Annotated in this window: 18 protein-coding genes; 5 read left to right on the top strand and 13 right to left on the bottom strand. The window is 66.3% G+C overall.

Annotated features, from left to right (window positions below):
- Positions 1-37 precede the first annotated feature (37 nt).
- The 9 genes from B1818_RS03270 to B1818_RS03310 form a co-directional block, all read right to left on the bottom strand.
- The gene (locus B1818_RS03270; protein ID WP_078111992.1) at positions 38-1,453 is read right to left on the bottom strand and encodes an NAD(P)/FAD-dependent oxidoreductase; all 1,416 of its coding nucleotides are present in this window, start codon (positions 1,451-1,453) and stop codon (positions 38-40) included.
- Positions 1,454-1,547: 94 nt separating this feature from the next.
- On the bottom strand, positions 1,548-2,540 hold the full coding sequence (locus B1818_RS03275) for a hypothetical protein (protein WP_078111909.1): 993 nt from the start codon (positions 2,538-2,540) through the stop codon (positions 1,548-1,550).
- Positions 2,541-2,647: 107 nt separating this feature from the next.
- On the bottom strand, positions 2,648-3,172 hold the full coding sequence (locus tag B1818_RS03280) for a flavin reductase family protein (RefSeq protein WP_058253362.1): 525 nt from the start codon (positions 3,170-3,172) through the stop codon (positions 2,648-2,650).
- Positions 3,173-3,181: 9 nt separating this feature from the next.
- The gene (locus B1818_RS03285; RefSeq protein ID WP_078111910.1) at positions 3,182-3,529 is read right to left on the bottom strand and encodes a cupin domain-containing protein; all 348 of its coding nucleotides are present in this window, start codon (positions 3,527-3,529) and stop codon (positions 3,182-3,184) included.
- 11 nt (positions 3,530-3,540) lie between these two features.
- On the bottom strand, positions 3,541-4,995 hold the full coding sequence (locus B1818_RS03290; RefSeq protein WP_078111993.1) for a 4-hydroxyphenylacetate 3-hydroxylase family protein: 1,455 nt from the start codon (positions 4,993-4,995) through the stop codon (positions 3,541-3,543).
- Positions 4,996-4,997: 2 nt separating this feature from the next.
- Positions 4,998-5,681: a DUF2848 family protein gene (locus tag B1818_RS03295; protein ID WP_078111911.1), complete on the bottom strand. Its 684-nt coding sequence runs from the start codon at positions 5,679-5,681 to the stop codon at positions 4,998-5,000.
- The gene (locus B1818_RS03300; protein ID WP_078111912.1) at positions 5,678-6,490 is read right to left on the bottom strand and encodes a carbon-nitrogen family hydrolase; all 813 of its coding nucleotides are present in this window, start codon (positions 6,488-6,490) and stop codon (positions 5,678-5,680) included. Before B1818_RS03300 ends, B1818_RS03295 begins: the two co-directional genes overlap by 4 nt.
- 21 nt (positions 6,491-6,511) lie before the next feature.
- The gene (locus B1818_RS03305) at positions 6,512-7,156 is read right to left on the bottom strand and encodes a GntR family transcriptional regulator (protein ID WP_078111913.1); all 645 of its coding nucleotides are present in this window, start codon (positions 7,154-7,156) and stop codon (positions 6,512-6,514) included.
- A 22-nt stretch (positions 7,157-7,178) separates the two neighbouring features.
- Positions 7,179-8,597 (bottom strand): MFS transporter, encoded by a 1,419-nt coding sequence (locus B1818_RS03310; RefSeq protein WP_078111914.1) that lies wholly within the window; start codon positions 8,595-8,597, stop codon positions 7,179-7,181.
- A 314-nt stretch (positions 8,598-8,911) separates the two neighbouring features.
- Between B1818_RS03310 and B1818_RS03315 the strand changes: the two genes are divergently transcribed.
- Together B1818_RS03315 and B1818_RS03320 are read left to right on the top strand one after the other, a co-directional pair.
- Positions 8,912-9,550 (top strand): response regulator transcription factor, encoded by a 639-nt coding sequence (locus B1818_RS03315; protein ID WP_078111915.1) that lies wholly within the window; start codon positions 8,912-8,914, stop codon positions 9,548-9,550.
- A complete protein-coding gene (locus tag B1818_RS03320; RefSeq protein ID WP_078111916.1) occupies positions 9,534-10,856 on the top strand; it encodes a sensor histidine kinase in 1,323 nt (440 codons plus the stop codon). The genes B1818_RS03315 and B1818_RS03320 overlap by 17 nt, the downstream gene beginning before the upstream one ends.
- 54 nt (positions 10,857-10,910) lie before the next feature.
- Here B1818_RS03320 and B1818_RS03325 read toward each other — a convergent pair whose 3' ends face one another.
- Entirely contained in the window at positions 10,911-11,282 is a 372-nt protein-coding gene (locus B1818_RS03325; protein WP_058253370.1) for a hypothetical protein, read from the bottom strand.
- Between the two features lie 352 nt (positions 11,283-11,634).
- Positions 11,635-13,353, bottom strand: coding sequence for an ABC transporter ATP-binding protein (locus tag B1818_RS03330; RefSeq protein WP_078111917.1), 1,719 nt, complete (start codon positions 13,351-13,353; stop codon positions 11,635-11,637).
- A 405-nt stretch (positions 13,354-13,758) separates the two neighbouring features.
- Here B1818_RS03330 and B1818_RS03335 point away from each other — a divergent pair, with 405 nt between their 5' ends.
- Positions 13,759-14,076: a hypothetical protein gene (locus B1818_RS03335; RefSeq protein ID WP_078111918.1), complete on the top strand. Its 318-nt coding sequence runs from the start codon at positions 13,759-13,761 to the stop codon at positions 14,074-14,076.
- A gap of 138 nt (positions 14,077-14,214) precedes the next feature.
- Here B1818_RS03335 and B1818_RS24655 read toward each other — a convergent pair whose 3' ends face one another.
- Both B1818_RS24655 and B1818_RS24720 read right to left on the bottom strand, forming a co-directional pair.
- Positions 14,215-15,003 (bottom strand): MspA family porin, encoded by a 789-nt coding sequence (locus tag B1818_RS24655; protein ID WP_078111919.1) that lies wholly within the window; start codon positions 15,001-15,003, stop codon positions 14,215-14,217.
- Entirely contained in the window at positions 14,898-15,620 is a 723-nt protein-coding gene (locus B1818_RS24720; protein WP_078111920.1) for an MspA family porin, read from the bottom strand. The genes B1818_RS24655 and B1818_RS24720 overlap by 106 nt, the downstream gene beginning before the upstream one ends.
- A 141-nt stretch (positions 15,621-15,761) precedes the next feature.
- Between B1818_RS24720 and B1818_RS03350 the strand changes: the two genes are divergently transcribed.
- Entirely contained in the window at positions 15,762-16,385 is a 624-nt protein-coding gene (locus tag B1818_RS03350; protein ID WP_254859548.1) for a response regulator transcription factor, read from the top strand.
- 56 nt (positions 16,386-16,441) lie between these two features.
- Positions 16,442-17,851, top strand: coding sequence for a cell wall metabolism sensor histidine kinase WalK (locus tag B1818_RS03355; RefSeq protein WP_139362975.1), 1,410 nt, complete (start codon positions 16,442-16,444; stop codon positions 17,849-17,851).
- Positions 17,852-17,976 lie beyond the last annotated feature (125 nt).

A 17,976-nucleotide genomic window follows, 5' to 3' on the forward strand; every position in this document is an offset into this window, starting at 1 on the left:
AGCGCCGGGGGTTCTCGCGGGCAATCGCGACTCTGATCTACGGGCCGAGCTGGCGCAGTGCACTCAGAGCCGCGTTGTGGCCACACATTCCGTGCACTCCGGCGCCCGGTGGCGTGGACGCCGAGCAGATGTAGACACCCGGGATTCCGGTGCCATACGGGTCGGCCGCGATCCGGGGGCGCATCACGACCTGGAGGGGATCGTTTGCCCCGCCGATGATGTCGCCGCCGACGAGGTTGGCATTGCTCGCGGCGAGATCTGCGGGCGTGCGCACGACGGACCCGACGATCCGATCGCGCGTCCCCGGCGCGAATCGTTCCAGCTGCGCGAGCACGGCGTTCGTGGCGTCGCCGCTGTAGCCATGCGGCACATGTGCATAGACGTACACCGGATGGACGTCACCGACCGACCGCGCCGGATCGGCCAGATATTGCTGGGCGACGAGGACGAAGGGCCGCTCCGGCATCCGGCCACGATGGATCTCGGCCTCGGACGCGACGACCTCGGCGGCGGAGCCGCACACGTGCACGGTGCCCGCCCGACCGGAGAACTCGTCCCGCCACGGAATTCCGCCGTCGACGGCGAGGTCGAGTTTGACCGCGGCGGGCGCCCGCCGAAACCGTCGATACGCCTTACGGACTCGACTCGGGAGTGCGTCCCCCGCAAGGTCGGCGACCGCGCCGGGCTCCAGGTCGAGCACGACCACATCCGCCGGTGGGAGGTCGGAGAGGGAGCTGACCCGATGGCCGGTTTCGATCCGGCCGCCCAGCGTTGTCAGCACCGCGGCGAGGGCCTCCGGCATTCGGGCCGTCCCGCCCTTGATGATCGGCCAGCCGTACCGATGCGAGATGGCGGCGAACATCAGCGCGAACGCAGAAGTGGTCGGACGGGTGAGCGGGTACCACCCATGGGCGGCGTTCCCGGCGAACAAGGCCGCCGCCTCGTCCGTGTGCCACACCCGTCCCAGGACGGTTGCGGGCAGGAGAGCGGCGGGCCCGAACCGGGCAAGCGGGCCGAGATGACGCGGCACGTGCAGGAGCGGGCCCAGCACTTCCTGCGCCAGGCCGTCGAAGTTCTCCGCCAACGGACCGAACAGGCTCCGCCATCGTGGTCCGTCGACCCCGAGAAGCCGACTGGTCTCGTCCAGCGAGTTCATCATGGCGCCGGCCCGGCCGTCGGGCAGCGGATGTGCGAGGTCGATCTTCGGCCAGCCCCATTCGAGCCCATGGTCGGCGAGTCCGAGGCTCTGGAAGAACGGCGATGCCAGCCCGATCGGGTGGACGGCCGCGCCGTCGTCGTGCAGCAGGCCGGGCAGGATCCGCTCGGACGAGCGGGCGCCACCACCGATCGTCTCGGCCGCCTCCAGCACGGTCACCACGATGCCCCGCTGCGCGAGGGTGATGGCGGCGGCGAGCCCGTTGGGGCCCGCCCCCACCACGATGGCCGAGGTCATGAGCGGCATCGTATTCGATTTGCATCGGCACGACCGCGATCGCAGAACTCGATGCCGGGCTCGACATGGTGGTTGCCCGGATGAGCCGCCCGCCTCACTGCATGTCGGGGTGATCGGAATGTCGGGCCGGCCCGGGCTCGCTGCGTCTGACGGACGCCAGGCGGGACGACGCCTGCGCGCGTAGGGCGGCGACATCCGCTGCCGGCGCCGGCGCGGTGGCCGCGGCGAGTGAGGCATCGGGCAGGTGTCGACGCAGCTCATCGATCAGCGCCGCCGCCTGCCCGGGTGGACCGTCGTCGTCGTGCACCACGCAGATCGCGAACTCCGAATCGGCCAGGCGTGCCAGGGCGGAATCGGCGGGAAGCAAGTCGACGCAGGTCCGGGCACGGCGAACCAGTCGCCGTTCCCTCTCGCGTGGGTCGTCGGTCGTCTCGGAGTCGTCGACTGACCACGAGATCACCGTGACCGCCGCGGCCGACCGCCGTCCGTCGAGGAGCCCCGCGGTCGCGAGTTCCCAGCCCGCGCGGTTGAACACGCCGGTCAGCGGGTCAGCACAGACCGCGGTGAGCAGCGTCCGCGTCAGCAACCCGAACGACTCGGCCGCCGCCGGGATGGCGACGGCGACGACGATGTACGTGCTGAGGTACTTCGGTGCGGGCGCCACGGCAAGCGCGACGACGCACCCGGCCGTCAGCACACCGATGAACGCCCACGCCTGCCGACGCGGAAGAGTGGCACGGACGTACATCGCCAGGAACATCGCCGCGATCATGCACAGGAACTCGGCACTGATCAGCTCGTGGAACGCCATCACCGCGGGGGTGGCGACACCGGCCGCGATCACGGCCGGTAGCGGGCGCTGCCGCCGCACCGACAGCCACCCCAGCGCCGCGAGGCCCAGCACGACGGCGACCAGTCCCCCCGTTGGGTCGGACAGGGTCGCTGAGTCGTCGGCCGGGAACAGCGTGAGAGCCACCCCCACCGCGTACAGCAGCGTCGTCACCGCCAGATAGGTCCGCAGCACATGCAGCGGCGATCGCGGGAGCGGGCCCCTCAGCGCTCCCAGGTGCAGGTCCGGTCGATACATCCCCCACTCCGATCCTCGGTATCGGTCCCCGATCCGAGGTTGCCAAATCGCGTCGAGTTGCGCGACCGGCGCGGGGTGGTGGGGCGTCGGGTTCCTGGTCGACGAGCTCAGAACAACCAGGGCATCTCGTCGTGCCCGAAGTCGCGGAAGTCGCCGAACCGGCCGGAGTAGAACACCAGCCCGGTGCCGTCGCGCCATCGCAGCTCGGACACGTCGCCGTAGAAGACGCGGTGGTCGCCGATGTCGTGCGCGCTGTGCACCGTGCATTCCAGGTGCGCAAGCGCATCGGCGACCACCGGCAGTCCGCAGGCGGTGCGGTCACACGGCAGCCCTTCGAAGCGTGCCCCGCCCCGGGTCGCGAAGCGCCGGGCGACCGCCTCCTGCCGAGACGACAGGATCGACACCGCGAACCGCCCGCCGGCCTCCACCGCGTCCGTGGTCCGCGATCCGTGGGTCAGCGACACGAGGATGATCGCAGGGTCGAGACTGACCGACGTCAGCGAACTGATGGTCATGCCGCACGGTTCGCCGTCGGAGTCCTCGGCGCTGACGACCGCGACACCGGTGGTGAACCTCCCCATGCTGCGTCGCATGTCAGAGGGAGTGGGCCGAGAGAAGGCCGGCAGGGTCATGATCGTCTCCTATGCGCTGCGGTAGCGGACCTCGAAGGTGAGCACACCTTCGTCGGTCCGCCACGGTCCGTGCGGCATTCCCGGTGGGCGGCAGGCGTACTCACCGGCCGAGAAGGTCTGGTCCAGGGTCAGGTCGACGAACGAGCCCTCGAGGATGTAGACCTCTTCCCAGAAGTCGTGCTTCTGCACGCCCATCGGGCTCGAGTCGGCACCCGCCTCGTAGCGGAGGATGCGGGTGGCCACGTTGCCGTCCGGGTCGCGCGACAAGATGCGTTCGGTGATCTTCGGATCCCCACCGGGGCAGACGGTGTAATCGACGTCGGTGACCGGGAAGAATTCGTACTCGGGTTTGGCCATGATGGCTCCTCTCAGGCGTCTTCGAGCTTGTAGGACTGCAGGAAGCCCGCGACGTCCTCGAGTGCGTCGTCGTAGGCGTAGTTGCGATAGGTGTAGGCGCCCTTCACCACGAACGGCGCTCCGGCGTAGAACATCTCGTACTGCTGGTGCCGGCCGGCGAACTCGGAACCGACGATGTCCCAGGCCAGCTTGAACAGCTTGATGCGCTCTTCGGACGGCACGCCCGGCGACTGCACGTAGTGCTGGATGTCCTTGGCGGTCAACGAGCTCGTGAGGTCGTGCACGCTCGACGGCAGCTGGAGCACTCCACCACCGACCAGATCGCGGAGGATGGCGAGCACGCGCGGATAGGTTTCCGATTGCAGACCCATCGACCCGTACAGGGCCTGCCGGCCCGGCAGCCACTGGCCCGACGCGTCCGGCTCCGCCGTGTATTCCGCTGCCAGCACCGCGGATTCGACACCGGACACGACGGCGGCGAGTTCGCCGAGCTTCTCCTGGACGCTGGGGATCTTGTCCACCCCGTTGACCTGGGTCACCCGCCGGGCCACGCCGGCGATGAACTTCAGCTTCGTGGCGAAACGGATCTGCGCCTGCCAGTTGCCGAGGACGTGTGCTCCGGTCTCGAAGAACTGACGGCGCACGCCGACGATGTCGCGGTCGACGAAGACCCGATCCCAGGGCACCAGCACGTCGTCGAACACCACCAGGGCGTCGGGCTCGTCGTACCGCGAGGTCAGCGGGTAGTCGAAGCTGCTGGTCGCCGCGGGCGCGTACGGCCGCCGGCAGTACAGCTTCAGGCCCTCCGTCGCCACCGGGACAACGAACGAGACGGCGAAGTCACTGTCGTCCGGGCCGAGCGGCTTGATGCACGAGACGAACACCTCGTCGGCGATCGCGGCGCCGGTGGCGAGCATCTGCGACCCACGCACGACGATCCCTTCGTCGGTCTCGCGCACGACACCGGCCTGGAGGAACTCGCCCTCCCAACCCGACGCCGTGGTCGCGCGCGAGACCTGCGGCGGGATGATCGCGTAGGAGACATACAGGTTCTCCTCCAGCAGACGCCGGTGGAATGCCGTCACGTTCGCCGACAGGTCGCGGCCCTCGCCGGCGAAGACCTCCGGGTGGGCGGCGAAGGATGCGAGGAAGGTCCCGACGTGGTCGGGGCTGCGACCGACCCAGCCGTGGGTGTGCCGGGCCCAGGTCTCGATGGCTTCGCGACGGAGTCGGAGTTCCTCACGGCTGCGCGGGATCCCGAACGTCCGGTTGGCGGTCGCGCCGGTCTCCGGCGCGGTGTACTGCATGTTCTGCGCGGGATCGGCAGCAAGGTCGAACATCTCGGCGATGGTCGCCGCGACCGGCGCGAACGCCGGGTGGGTCGTGACGTCATCGACCTGTCGCCCGTCGACGAGCACCACGCGCCCGTCGTTCAGCGAGGACAGATAGTCGGCTCCGGTACGCATCATCAACGTCCTTCCGGGTCGGAGGTGTAGGAGTGGGTCAGGACGGTCCCGTCCGGCAGCGTGAGTTCGAGGTCCCACCGGGTGCCGTAGACGAAAGTGCCGTCGAGCAGGGGCAACGTGCCCGCGAAGCAGAGCAGGTCGGCGTCGTCGTCGCCCTGCCGTTCGGCGAGGATCCCGAGCAGGTTCTGCGGCGTTCGCAATCCCGACAACCCGCCGTCTTGATAGAGGCGGCCATCGACCCAGCTGCGGGCACGGCATGCGTCCCAATCGAAGTCGGCCCAGGACTCGATCTCGACGACCTGCCGGCCGACCGGCTTCGGGCAGGCACGCTTCGAGTCGCCGATGTCCACGGTCTCGAGCTGGCGGTCGGTGTGGTCGGAACCGATACCGAGATACCAGCGTCCGTCCCGGCGCAACAGCACCGGCTCGACCTCGCCGGAGGTCTCGCGACCGTGCACCTCCGTGGTGGGGTCGGTGGTGATGCTGCCCGGCTCGACCGGATAGAACATCGGAACCTCGGGCGGCGGCGCCACACCGATGGCCGCGAGCTCGTCGATGTGGTGGCGCACGGCGGCTTCGTCGCGTCCGGTGTATCCGGCGACAAGTGTGCGGAGGGTGTCGAATTCGATCTGCTCGGCGGTGCCGGCGATCGTGAAGCTGAGCACCCGGGCGTCGGTACCGGTCATGAGTGGACCTTTCTACGGGACAGGACGGAATAGTCGGGCAGGCGGTCGCCGAGCACCGGGAACTCCGACCGCACGGTGGAGACCAGGGTGGGGTCGATCTCCGAGAGGGTGACCCCTTCCTCCGAACCGGCCTCGGCGACAACCGCTCCCCACGGGTCGACGATGCGGCTGTGACCAGCCAGTTCGACCCCGGCATGCGTGCCGGCAGCGTTGCATGCGATGACGAACACCTGGTTGTCGACGGCGCGCGCGGATGTCAACAGTCGCCAGTGTTCCCGTCGCGCCATCGGCCAGGCTGCCGGCACGATAACCAGTTGCGCTCCCGCAGCCCCGATCTCGGCCCACAGGCCGGGGAACCGAAGGTCATAGCAGGTGGTCGCCGCGACCGGACCGAAGGCGGTGTCCACCGCGTGGACCTGCTCACCGGGCTCCAGCAGATGGGCCTCCTGCGACCGATAGCCGAACACGTGCACCTTGCTGTAGTGGTGTACGACGGTCCCGTCCGGTCCGAGCAGGACAGCGGTGTTGCGCAGGCGTTCCGAGCCCCGATCCTCGACGATGCTGCCGGCGTGCACGAAACAGTTCCGGCGGCGTGCGATGGCCGCCATCGTCGACACGGTGGGCCCGCACAGGTCCTCGGCCGACGACAGGTAGTCGTCGAAGTGGTTGTAACCGACCCGCCACAGTTCCGGCAGGACGATGAGGTCGACGTCGTCGGGCAGGCCGTCGACGAGTGTGCGCACGCGTTCGAGGCGATGCGCGCCGGTCTCGTCGTCGGGACTGGCCACCTGGACCAGTGCGATCTTCATGAAGGGCTCCTCGGTACAGATCTATAGATGGGAGTGGCGCAGGGAGTCGTGCGTGGTCCCAAGGTGCTCGCGCACACTGCGAACCGCCGCGTCGACGTCTCCGGCCCGGATGGCGTCCGCGATCGCCCGGTGCTCGACCAGCACCTGCTTCTTGCGGTGCTCGTCGTTCATGACGATGCGGACACCCATGCGCATCTGGCGATCGCGCAGTGAGTTGTAGAAGTCACCCATGAGGCTGTTGCCGGCCGCACGGATGATCGTCGTGTGGAATTCGAGGTCGTGGGCGATGAAGTCGACGGGGTCCTGGTCGTCCTCCTGCTGTTGCAGGAGGAGCGCCAGTTTGTCCGGGACGAGTCCCGGTCGCGGTGCCACCTCGTGCACCGACCATTCTTCGACGACCCGCCGCGCCTGCATGACCTCATCGACATCGCGATCCGACAGCGCCGGGATATACGCACCCTTGTGTGGGACCCGGCGGATGAACCCCTCCGCCTCGAGCCGCATCAGGGCCTCCCGGACCGGGGTGCGCGAGATTCCCGACGACGCCGCCACCTGAGCCTCGGACAGGAACATCTCTTCGTCCCGCGGGAGCGTGATGATCGTCTGCTTGAGCCACTCGTAGGCGAGTTCGGGCGCGGTGGCCGTGCCGGAGCGCGATGTCGACATGGTGTTGTCTCCTCTCAGAGCGTCACGGAGCAACGGCAGCGGGCGGCTGCTGTTTCGCTTCGGTCGTGGTCGTTTCGGCTGCGGCGGAGGGGTTCTCACCGGAGTCATCGTCTCGCCCGGTATCGCCGACCGTCGCCAGGTCCACCGACTGCGTCTCGCGGGCGACGATGGCGGCGATCAGTGAGATCAGGCCCATGACGGCGAGGTAGGCACCGATGGCGAAACCCGTGTCGAACCAGTTGTAGAGAGCGATCGCGATAATTGGCGCGAGCGATCCCGCGAGCACCGAGGCGAGGTTGTACGCCAGGGAGACACCGGAATAGCGAACCTCGGTCGGGAACAGCTCGGAGAAGAACGCCCCGATCACCGCGCTGTAGGCCGCGAAGATCAGCAGCCCGACGGACACGGCGACGACGATCGCCACTGTGTTCTTGGTGTCGAGCAGTCCGAAGAAGGCGAAGGCCCAGACAATGGTGGCCAACGAGGCCGAGATGTAGATCGGGCGCCGGCCGATCCGGTCGGCCAGGATCGCGAACAGCGGGATCGTCACCAGCGCCACGACCATTCCGATCATCACGGCGTTCAGTCCGGTCGAGCGGTCGAGGTCGAGGATCTGGGTCAGATACGTGATGACGAACAGCGAGAAGATGTAGAAGCCGGCGTTCTCGCCGAAGCGGGTGAATGCTGCGAGCAGGATCTGGCGCCAGTAGCCGCGGACAGCATCTCCCAGGGGCATCCGGCGGGTCTCGGACTTCGCTTTCTGCTGCGACTTCTCGAACAGCGGTGTCTCGGCGACGTAGAGGCGCAGGACGAGTCCGACGATCACCATCACGGCCGACAGCGCGAAAGCGATCCGCCAGCCCCAGGACAGGAACGCTTCCTCCGACATCACACCGGACAGGATCGCGAGCGCACCGGCGGCCATGAGATTGCCCAGTGGCGGACCGAGATTGGGCCAGGAGGACCAGAAGGCCCGACGGGTCGAGTCGCCGTGCTCGCTGACCAGCAGCACCGCGCCGCCCCATTCACCCCCGAGCGCGAATCCCTGGACGAGACGCAGGAACACGAGCAGCAGCGGCGCGGCGACACCGATCGCGGCGTAGGACGGCAGGAAGGCGATCAGGAAGGTCGAGACACCCATGAGCATGAGGCTCGCGATGAGGGTGGCGCGCCGGCCCTTGACGTCGCCGTAGTGGCCGAGCACCGCGGCGCCCAGCGGCCGGGCGATGAAGCCGACGGCGTAGGTGGCGAAGGCGAGCATGGTGCCGACGAGCGGGTCGTCGGCCGGGAAGAAGACCTCGTTGAACACCAGCGCAGCCGCGGTGCCGTAGAGGAAGAAGTCGTACCACTCCACGGCGGTTCCGGCGAGGCTGGAACCGGCGATCACCGGAAGGCTGGTGTGGGATCTACGACTGCTAGATTTCGTGGTGGCAGTTGCCATATGTCGACTCCTCAGTCGAATCGTCGTTGCGTGACGACTGCGCGACCGGCGCCTACCTGCCAGTAGGCGAACGTCCGGACGTGCAGGTGGAGCTGTCCGGCTCGGTGGTTGTTGCTGCAACCACCGAGCCACCCCGAGACCATTGATCACCGTGTGAAGCGGACCACATCAAGGCCGTACACCAGTTGTATACGACCCGTACACGATCGGGCAAGGGGTGTAAACGAATCGTCACGAGCGGATACGTGGCCGTAACCCGGACCGGTTGCACAGGATGTCGACCGGTACGGCGGCGGCGCACATATCCTGATCCGATGAACAGCCTCGTCACCGTGGTCGTCGTAGACGACCACCCGTTCTTCCGCGACGGCGTGTCCCGGGGCCTGACGGCCAGTGGCCGGGTGCGGGTGCTCGGTGAAGCCGGCGACGGCAGGGCCGGACTCGAGCTCATCCGGCGGGAGAAGCCCGATGTCGCGGTCGTCGACCACCAGATGCCGCACATGACCGGTGTCGAGGTCGCGCACGCGGTGTCGCGTGACGGGCTGCCGACCCGGGTGTTGCTGCTGTCCGCGGTCACCGACGGTCCCATCGTCTTCCGGGCGCTCCAGGAGGGTGCGGCCGGTTACCTGTCGAAGGACGCCGATCGTGACGACATCGTCGGCGCGGTGACCCGGGTGGCCAAGGGCGAGACCGTGGTACCGCCCGAGCTCGCCGCCGGACTGGCCGGTGAGATCCGGGCGCAGACCCAGCGGGACGCGCCGGCACTGAGTGAACGGGAACGTCAGGTCCTGACGGGATTCGCACGCGGACAGTCGATTCCACAGGTCGCCGCCGAGCTGTACATCGGGGCGTCGACCGTGAAGACCCACACGCAGCGCCTCTACGAGAAGCTCGGCGTGTCCGACCGCGCGGCCGCGGTCGCCGAAGCGATGCGCCGTGGCCTCCTCGAGTAGCACCGGCTCCTCGAACCGAGGAGCCGAGCCTGATCAGATCGCCGGTGCGACCCGCTATCTGGGCCTCGACGAGTTCGCCGACGAGCCGAGGATCCACGACATCCTGATCGACCACGCGATCCGCGGCATCCGAATCCAGGTGGTACTCCGGCTGTTCCTGTCGTTGTTCGTGCTGCTCACCGTCGCCCTTGACCCACCCGCGCACGCCGAGACGTTCAGCGTCGTGACCGCAATCCTGTACGCGGCGTGGTGTATCGGCGGGTCGATCGTGGTCGTCCGCCACGAGTCGGCGATGATCCGGTACTCGTGGATCGCACTTCCCGTCGACCTCCTCCTGCTCACCGCGCTCGCCGTGGTGGCGAGCCGATCGAACGAATTGAGTTGGACCACCGACGTTCTCCTCAGCGGCTTCGTCCTCGTGCCGATGATCGCCGCGATCGCTTTGCAACCGAGGACATGTGCGGTGGTCGTGATCGTGACGACCGTGGTGTACGCCGTGTCCTCCTCGCTGGCACGGACGTCGAACGGCGAACCGTGGTCGGTGATAGTGCTCCGTATCCTCGTCGTCGCGGCCCTGGCCGTCGGCGCGATCCTGTTGTCCCGGTTGCAGCGATCGCGGGTGACGACGATCGGGGCGCTCGCCGCCGAACGCGCCCGTCTCCTCGACGCCACGATGGAGATCGAGGAACGCGAACGGCGCGATCTCGCCGACAACCTGCACGACGGCGCCCTGCAGTACGTCCTGGCCGCACGTCAGGAACTCGCCACGCTGCGCGACTCCACCGATCCCGTGACGCTCAACCGCGTGGACGGCGCGCTCCGCGACGCGGCGCAGCTCTTGCGTTCGACGCTGAGCGAGTTGCACCCGGTGGTGCTCGAGCAAGCCGGTCTGACGGTGGCCCTGACCGACCTCGCCTCCTCCGTCGGGAGCCGCACCGGCGCTCCGACGATCTCGGTCGACACCGCCGGCTGGCCGCCCGACCTGCGCACGTCCGCCGACCCCCTTCTGTTCGCCACCGCCCGCGAACTGCTGACGAACGTGATCAAGCACGCGGCCGCGACGACCGTCGAGGTGACCGCCGAGTTCGACGACGGACGGGCACGCCTCGTCGTCGTCGACAACGGCACCGGACTGCCGGCCGACATCGTCGTCGACGAATTGATGCGTCGACGACAAGCCAAGGGCCACATCGGGCTTGCCTCGCGCCGCGTGCGCATCGAGGGAACCGGTGGCACGTTGTCGCTGTCGAACCATCCCCGCGGCGGAACCGTCGCGATCGTGGAGGTTCCCGCTCGAGCGGTATGAGGCAGACTGCCAACCGGGGACGCCCGCCTGCTCCACGCGATTGCGTGGACGCCGCTATCGACGGTCGCCCTGAGCCGGCTGGCCGATAGTCCGCACCGCCGGTATCTGCAGCAATCGCTCATAGCTCGTCCCCGGCGCACTTCGCGCAAGGGCGATCACTGCTTCTTCGGTCGTGGCGATGAGCACAGCGGGGTCGCTATCCGCAGACTCCGGAACCTCCGTCGTGAAACTGGCCGCTCCGCAGATGCCGCCACAGCCCGCTTCGAGGTCGACACATAACAGACGCTGTGTGTCGTCGACCAGAAGAACCCTGCGCACGAAGCCGTCGGACTCGCGGTACGACCTCGGCGGGCCCAGGTCGACGATCCGCCAGCCGCAGCGCAACAACTCATTCAAGGGATAGCGTTCTGCCAGTAAGTGTGTCATCGTCCACTCGCCGCATCGTCACCCACTGAGTGGCGGCCCTCCACATCCGCATGTCTGACACCGACGCCTCTGGTGTCCCGGGTGGTCGTCTCGGGCGGGCGGGCAAGCGGGCGAGCACAATACACCGCGGTCCTCCTTTCGATGCTGCGGAAACAGGAAACAACTGCCATCACTGTCCGTCGACGAACTCGGTCGCCGCTGTCATCTGGCTGGTGGTTTCCTGAGCGCCGGGATCTTCGCAACACAGTCGACGACTCACGACCCGGCAGCCGGCAGCCGGCAGCCGGCACACTTCACATGGCCAGGTGCGGCGAGTTCCTGATCCGGCGCGCGTGAGGTTCGAGCCGACAGCTCACGACGTCTGCCCGGTGGCGAACAGTACGTCCGATGAACCGACCAGCGCGTGGTCTCGTCGCCGGGACGTCAGTACCCCATCACGCAATTCGGCGACTTCGTCGGCGATCTCGGTGACACGGGGGTCGTGGGTGATGAGGAGGGTGGACCGGCCATGGGCGAGACGTCGGAGGGGCTCCAGGATCCGCTGCGCGGTCTCGTCGTCCAGCCCTGATGTCGGCTCGTCGAGTACGAGGACGGGACTGTCGCGAAGGATTGCCCGCGCTATCGCGATTCGCTGGCGCTGACCCCCCGAGAGGGTCAGGCCGTCTTCGTCCAGAGGTGTGTCGTAACCGTCGGGGAGCTCGTTGATGAACGGGTCGGCGTCGGCAGCAATTGCAGCGCTGATGATCTCGGCGCGGGTAGCGTCCGGTCGCCCGTAGGCGATGTTGTCGGCGACGGTTGTCGCCTTGATGATGGGCTGCTGGGGTAGCAAGGTCACATGATCGCGGATGGCGCGGCCTGAGAGGGCGACATAATCGAATTCGCCGAGAGTGATCGTTCCTGCGTCGGGGCGGTCGAATCGACACAACAACGACGCGAGTGTGGACTTGCCTGCGCCGCTGGGTCCGACGAGTGCTGTGATCGTTCCCGGATGCAGATCGAGCGAGACGCGGTCGAGTACCGTCATCTCTCCCCGACGTAGGGTGACCTCCCGCATCGATACCGTGTGATCCGGTCCCAGATCGGTGATCGCATCGTCACAGTCGGCATCCGTGGGTTCGAGGTCGAGGAGCTCGCCAATCCGTTCTGCGCTGACCGCCGCAGACGCGAGCGACAGTCGCACCTCGGCGAGTTCCTGCATCTTTGGATACAGCATGCCGAGATATCCGGTCAGGGCGATCAGTTCGCCAACGCTCAGTGCGCTCTGGCGCACTTGCCAGACTCCTGCGACGGCGATCGCCAGAGTGACCACGACCTGCCCGAAGCCCATGACGGCCCCGAACCCGGCCTCGATCCGTGTCTGCGATAGACGGGCGCCGAGCCAGGTGAAGCCGTAGTGGTGCAGGCGCGCCTGTTCACGGTTCTGCTGGTTGTAGGCTACGGCCGTCTCGTGGCCACTCAACGCGCTCTGCACAGCGACCGCGATGCCGGCGTTGGCGATTCGTTCGTCACGGGTGACCAGCGTCTGTCGACGTCCGTAGAATGCCGAGACCGCCCACAGGGCAGGCACGGCCGCGATCGCCACCACAGCGACCTGCCAGCTCATGATGAGGGCCGCCACCACCAAACCGATGGTGTTGGTGACCGCCACGATCAGTTGCATGACCCCGGAACCGATCAAATACTCGACGGCTTCGAGGTCGCTCGAATGACGGGTGACCATGTCGCCCAGGCCAAAACGTCGGTGAATCACCGGGCTGAGTCGCTGGACGTGAGCAAATAGCCTGTCGCGCAACCGCAGGACCACTCGTTCGGAGACGCCGACCGCGGCAACCTGGCCGTAGTAGTCCGCTGCAGTTGAGATCGCTGTGATCAACAGCCAAAGCGCGGCGAGGCGGGCGAACTGAAGTGCGCTCTCGGCCGAGAGCGCGCCGTCGATCACGTCGGACAGAACGAAGATCGCGATCACCTCGCACGCGGTGGCGACAAGCAGAAGTGTTGCGGCAAGGGTGAATCGCGGGCCCTCGCCTCGGAGAGCCGGCAGGAATCGGAGGTAGGCCTCGCGTGCGGTCATCTATCAGTCCATTGGTGGTGAGGGTGCCGGACCTGGGGACACCGCGTCGGATGTCCCCAGGTCTCGGCGGGATGGGCTAGGTCGCGCGCGGGATCAGTACCAGGTCCAGACCCAACGATGCTGGTGCCGGTTCCATACACGGCGGCGACGTCGCTGGCGCGGTTGAGCGGGCTGCTGCTGACCGGGGCGCTGGCCCTGTCCGGACTGCCGTCCTGGCTGAGACATGAATTCTCCTTGTATTCAGATGACCGGCATCGTTGTCGGCCAGGAACGAAGCTATGGTCGCGGCCTGGGGGGTGCCTTGCGCGCAGCTGGGAGAACGCTGTCATCGAACTCGGGCTGTCTGACAGCAAACACACAGCCACAGCGCAGTGCGCTTTGACATCGCGGGTCGATCCTCAGAACATGAGAAGAACCACACACCGCGCCTCAGTCCCCCTCGTAGTCCTCGACGACCCCGCGGCGCTCGATTACGCTCGGTCGCTGTTCGACTGCGACATACCGTTGGGTGTCGTCAGTAGCCGATACTCGGTCATTCTTCCCTTCATGGTGGGAAACAACGGCCTCACAGTCGCGCTCGTCGCCGACGTCGATGACCCCGATCAGCTCGCGGGCGCGATCGGGATCGTCGAACGGCGTCTCGGGCGGGTCACTTCCGTCATCCGCTATGCAGGCGACGTACCTGTGGAGGTGGGTGCATCGGAGACGAGCCGGGCCTCGTGAACGCATCAACGGAGTGCTGGCCCAAGGCTCGGTCTGACGCACAACGCCTGTACGTCTGATCGATCCCTGCTGTTGCGACCACGTTCCGGAACGCCAGTGGCGTTGTCGACCTCTCGATGCCGACCGCCGGCCCGGGCTTCAACCGATGCTGAAGGGTTTGCCGTACAGAGTCGTCTTGGTTTTCGAACCCTTCTCGTAGGCAGTCACGTTGACATACAGGCGGGCCTGCGCGTAACCGGCGCAACCGGTCAGGCCAAACGTCTTATCGGTGAAGGTGAGGCTCGCCGAGTGGCCGTTGAAGGTGTAGTAGCCGACCTGCTCGGTGTCACCGTTCTCATCCTTCTGACTGAACATCAGGATCGGTTGGCGTTCAACGTCTCCCGGACCCAGAGTGATGTCGCCACCGGCCGACGCCCCGATCTCGACGGTGCTGTCGCCGGCCTCCGAGGTGCTCTTGGCGTCGGTGCTTGCGCCGAGCGCCACCTGGCAGCCGATGATGTAGCCGGCCTCCAACCGTCCGTTTGTCATGGTATTGCTGCCCTCGACACGGACGGTGCCGGAAACCCAGACGTTGCGGTGCAGAGGTGTGGCGCCCATCGAGGGTGAGATCCGAGCACGGTCATCGGCGGTGACAGTGATGGTGCTGCCGTCGGAGAGTCGGTCGACCGCTTGAACGCGGGGTAGGTTCACCTGGGTGTCGGCGTTGGCCGGCGAGTGACTCAACGCCGTTCCCGCTGCGACAACGGCTCCGGCGACCGGGATGGTCAGTGATCGCTTGATGATGGGGTGCAATGGTGGGCCTTTACGTAAGTATGGGCGGATCAGCCGAGACTGAACGGACGTCCGTAGAGCCAGCCGACGTAGCGATGGGCTCCCTCGTCGGTTTCGACTTTCGTCACCGAACGTGCTTGGGCATAACCCCCGCATCCGGTGATCTCCAGGCCCTGGCTCGCGTAGCGAATAGAGGCCCTGCCGTCGACAAGGTCGATGTCGGTGACCCGGCTGTACTTCACCTCGCCGGCTTTCAACGGAATCGACAGGCCCGCAGACAGCGCTGACGAGTCCAGCGTCAACTCGCCGCCAAGACTCCCCTCCAAGCCGGAGATGTCGACCTGACAACCGACGAGGTACCCGACTTCCAGTTCGGCCGGGACGCCGTTGGGCGACGTCGCCGACACCTTTCCGCTGACCCAGGCGGTCCTTCCGGTGCCATTGGCGTTGAGGGCCGGCGAGATCACTGCGCGCTCGCCGCTCCTCTGGATCATGTAGCCGTTCTCCGTCCGCTGGCCACCGGGTAGGGAGACCGTCGTGTCGGCGCTTGCAGATGCCGGTCGGGCAACCGTCAGCAAGCTGGTCACAGCCATTGCCATGACCACCGTCGACACCAGAGGTTTCCAGCAGAGCATGAGGTTTGATCGATCGTCGACCAATGCAGAATTCCTTCGTCGTGGGCTTGCGCCGCAGATGTGATGACGCAACCACGACACCAGGCGAACATCTGGTGAACTGATGGTGAATCTGCGAGTTCGCTGTGCAAACGGCATATTGGCTGGCAGCAACCGGAATCGCACGCTACGACCGTTTACGCTCGGCACGTGCGTCAGAATCTCGCTCAACCGCTGCCCACGGTGCTCGTGGTCGATGATGAAGAATCCATCCGCAACCTGCTGTGCATGTCGCTTCGGATGAGCGGCTTCCAGGTGATCGAGGCGGGCGACGGCAGAGCTGCACTCGGCGTCGCCTTGAGCGCGGTCCCGGATCTCATAGTGCTGGACGTGAGATTGCCCGACATCGACGGTTTCGAGGTGGCGAGGGCACTGCGTTCCGGAGGTAGCGACGTCCCGATCTTGTTCCTGACAGCTCGGGGTGCACAGCAGGATCGCATCGACGGACTCGAATCCGGTGGCGACGACTTCGTCGTCAAACCTTTCAGTATCGTCGAAATCGTCCTGCGCATACGAGCGATCCTGCGGCGTACGCGAGGTGAGGTGACGTCGAGATCGCGACTGGTCTATCACGATCTCGAGATCGACCTCGACGCTCACCGTGTGTTTCGTGCTGGAGATGAGATATGGCTCTCGGCAACCGAATTCAGTGTTCTTGACTACCTGGCGCGGAATGCGGAAAAGGTGATGAGCAAGTCCCAGATCTTCGAGTACGTGTGGGGATACGGCGAGGGACAGAACGAGCGAGTGGTACAGACCTTCGTCAGCCAACTCCGACGAAAGATCGATGACCATCGTCCACCACTGATCCATACCGTCCGAGGGATCGGATACACGCTGCGAACGGCCCCCAGCCGGTCGTGAGATTCCTTCGCAAACCGGTCAAGTGGAGCCTCAGCGCCAGGTTGGTCATTGCCCTGATGGCGGTCGCCGCAACCGGATTCGTGATCTTCGGGGTGATCAACACCCTGGTCCTCCAGCGCCTGCAGGATGATCGGCTCGACGGTCAGCTCGAGGTGATAGCCAACGACATCAGTGGTTCCGAACAACCACCGCCGAGCCCGTTGCCGGACGTCGATCAGGCCCCCTCGGAGTTCCGGCTCATGTACTTCGACACCTATGGCAGACCGGTGAGTCGTCTTGGTGCGCCCGTGGGGCGGAGTACCTACCCTCGCCTGCCGGACATGAGCGTCGATACAGTCCGCGCCCGAGGACCAGGGACATTCACGGTTGGTGACGAGCAATCCGATGTGCAGTGGCGAGTACGCACATTCGTGCGTGCGGCATCGACGGCCGCGGGCCCGCCCGAGACCGGGGCCGTGGCGATCTCGCTGGAGACCGTCGATGACACCGTCGGGCGGCTTCGTTCGATCGAGCTGATCGTCGGAGCCGCTCTCCTCTCGGGGATGACACTCATTGCCGCGCTGGTGGTCCGGATCGGACTCCGACCGCTCAAAGGCATCGAACTCGCAGCAACCTCCATAGCCGATGGCGATCTGGAACGTCGGGTCTCTGTCGATGAGCACACGGAGATCGCTCGACTCGGGTCCGCTTTCAACACCATGCTGGATCGTCTGGCGGAGGTCATGAGCAGACTCGCAGGCTCCGAACAACGAATGAGGACCTTCATCGCCGACGCCTCGCACGATCTTCGGACACCGCTCACGGCGATTCGCGGATATGCAGAACTCTATCGGCACGGCGCTCCCGACGATTCGACACGCAACGAGATCGTTGCACACATCGAGGCTGCAGCGGTGCGAATGAGCAAGCTCGTCGACGACCTCATCGAGCTCGCCGAGTACGACGAGCGACCCGCTCTCAGTGTTCGCGATGTGGACGTAGGGCAAGTCGTACGCGATGCGGTCGAGGAGGCCGGGTTCGCGGCCCCCGCTCGGCACCTCACGATCGAAGGTGCCGAGACGCCGCTGGTGATTCGTGGCGACGAGGTTGCCATGCGGAGGGTGTTCAGCAACCTCATCGGAAACGCACTGGTCCATACCGATGACGCGGTCAATGTCGTAGTTGTGGAGTCTGAGCAAGCCGACGGTTTCCTCGACACGCCGGTCAGGGCCCACGCCGGCGCCGAGGACAGCGGCGGTGGCAGCGTGACCGTTTACGTGTGCGACAACGGTCCCGGCATCCCGGTGGAAAAATCGTCCCATGTGTTCGAGCGGTTCTACCGCGCGGACGAGTCACGAGAACGCGCCGCCGGGTCCGGTCTGGGCCTGTCCATCGTCACCGCCATCCTCGCCGCCCACGGCGGCTACATCGAGCTGCTCGACACAGACCGCGGCTCGACGTTCCGCGTCGTCCTTCCCTACGGCTGACAGCAAACTCCAAGGCTCGCCACACGGTCACCGAACATTTCTCCGTTGTACTCGTTGCAGTCATGTGCTGTTCATCTGCACACAACTGACACATCCTCGGGATGCGAGGCAGACCGATTCACGAC

The sequence above is a fragment of the Gordonia sp. IITR100 genome, assembly GCF_002009645.1.
GTDB classification, from domain to species: Bacteria; Actinomycetota; Actinomycetes; order Mycobacteriales; family Mycobacteriaceae; genus Gordonia; species Gordonia hongkongensis.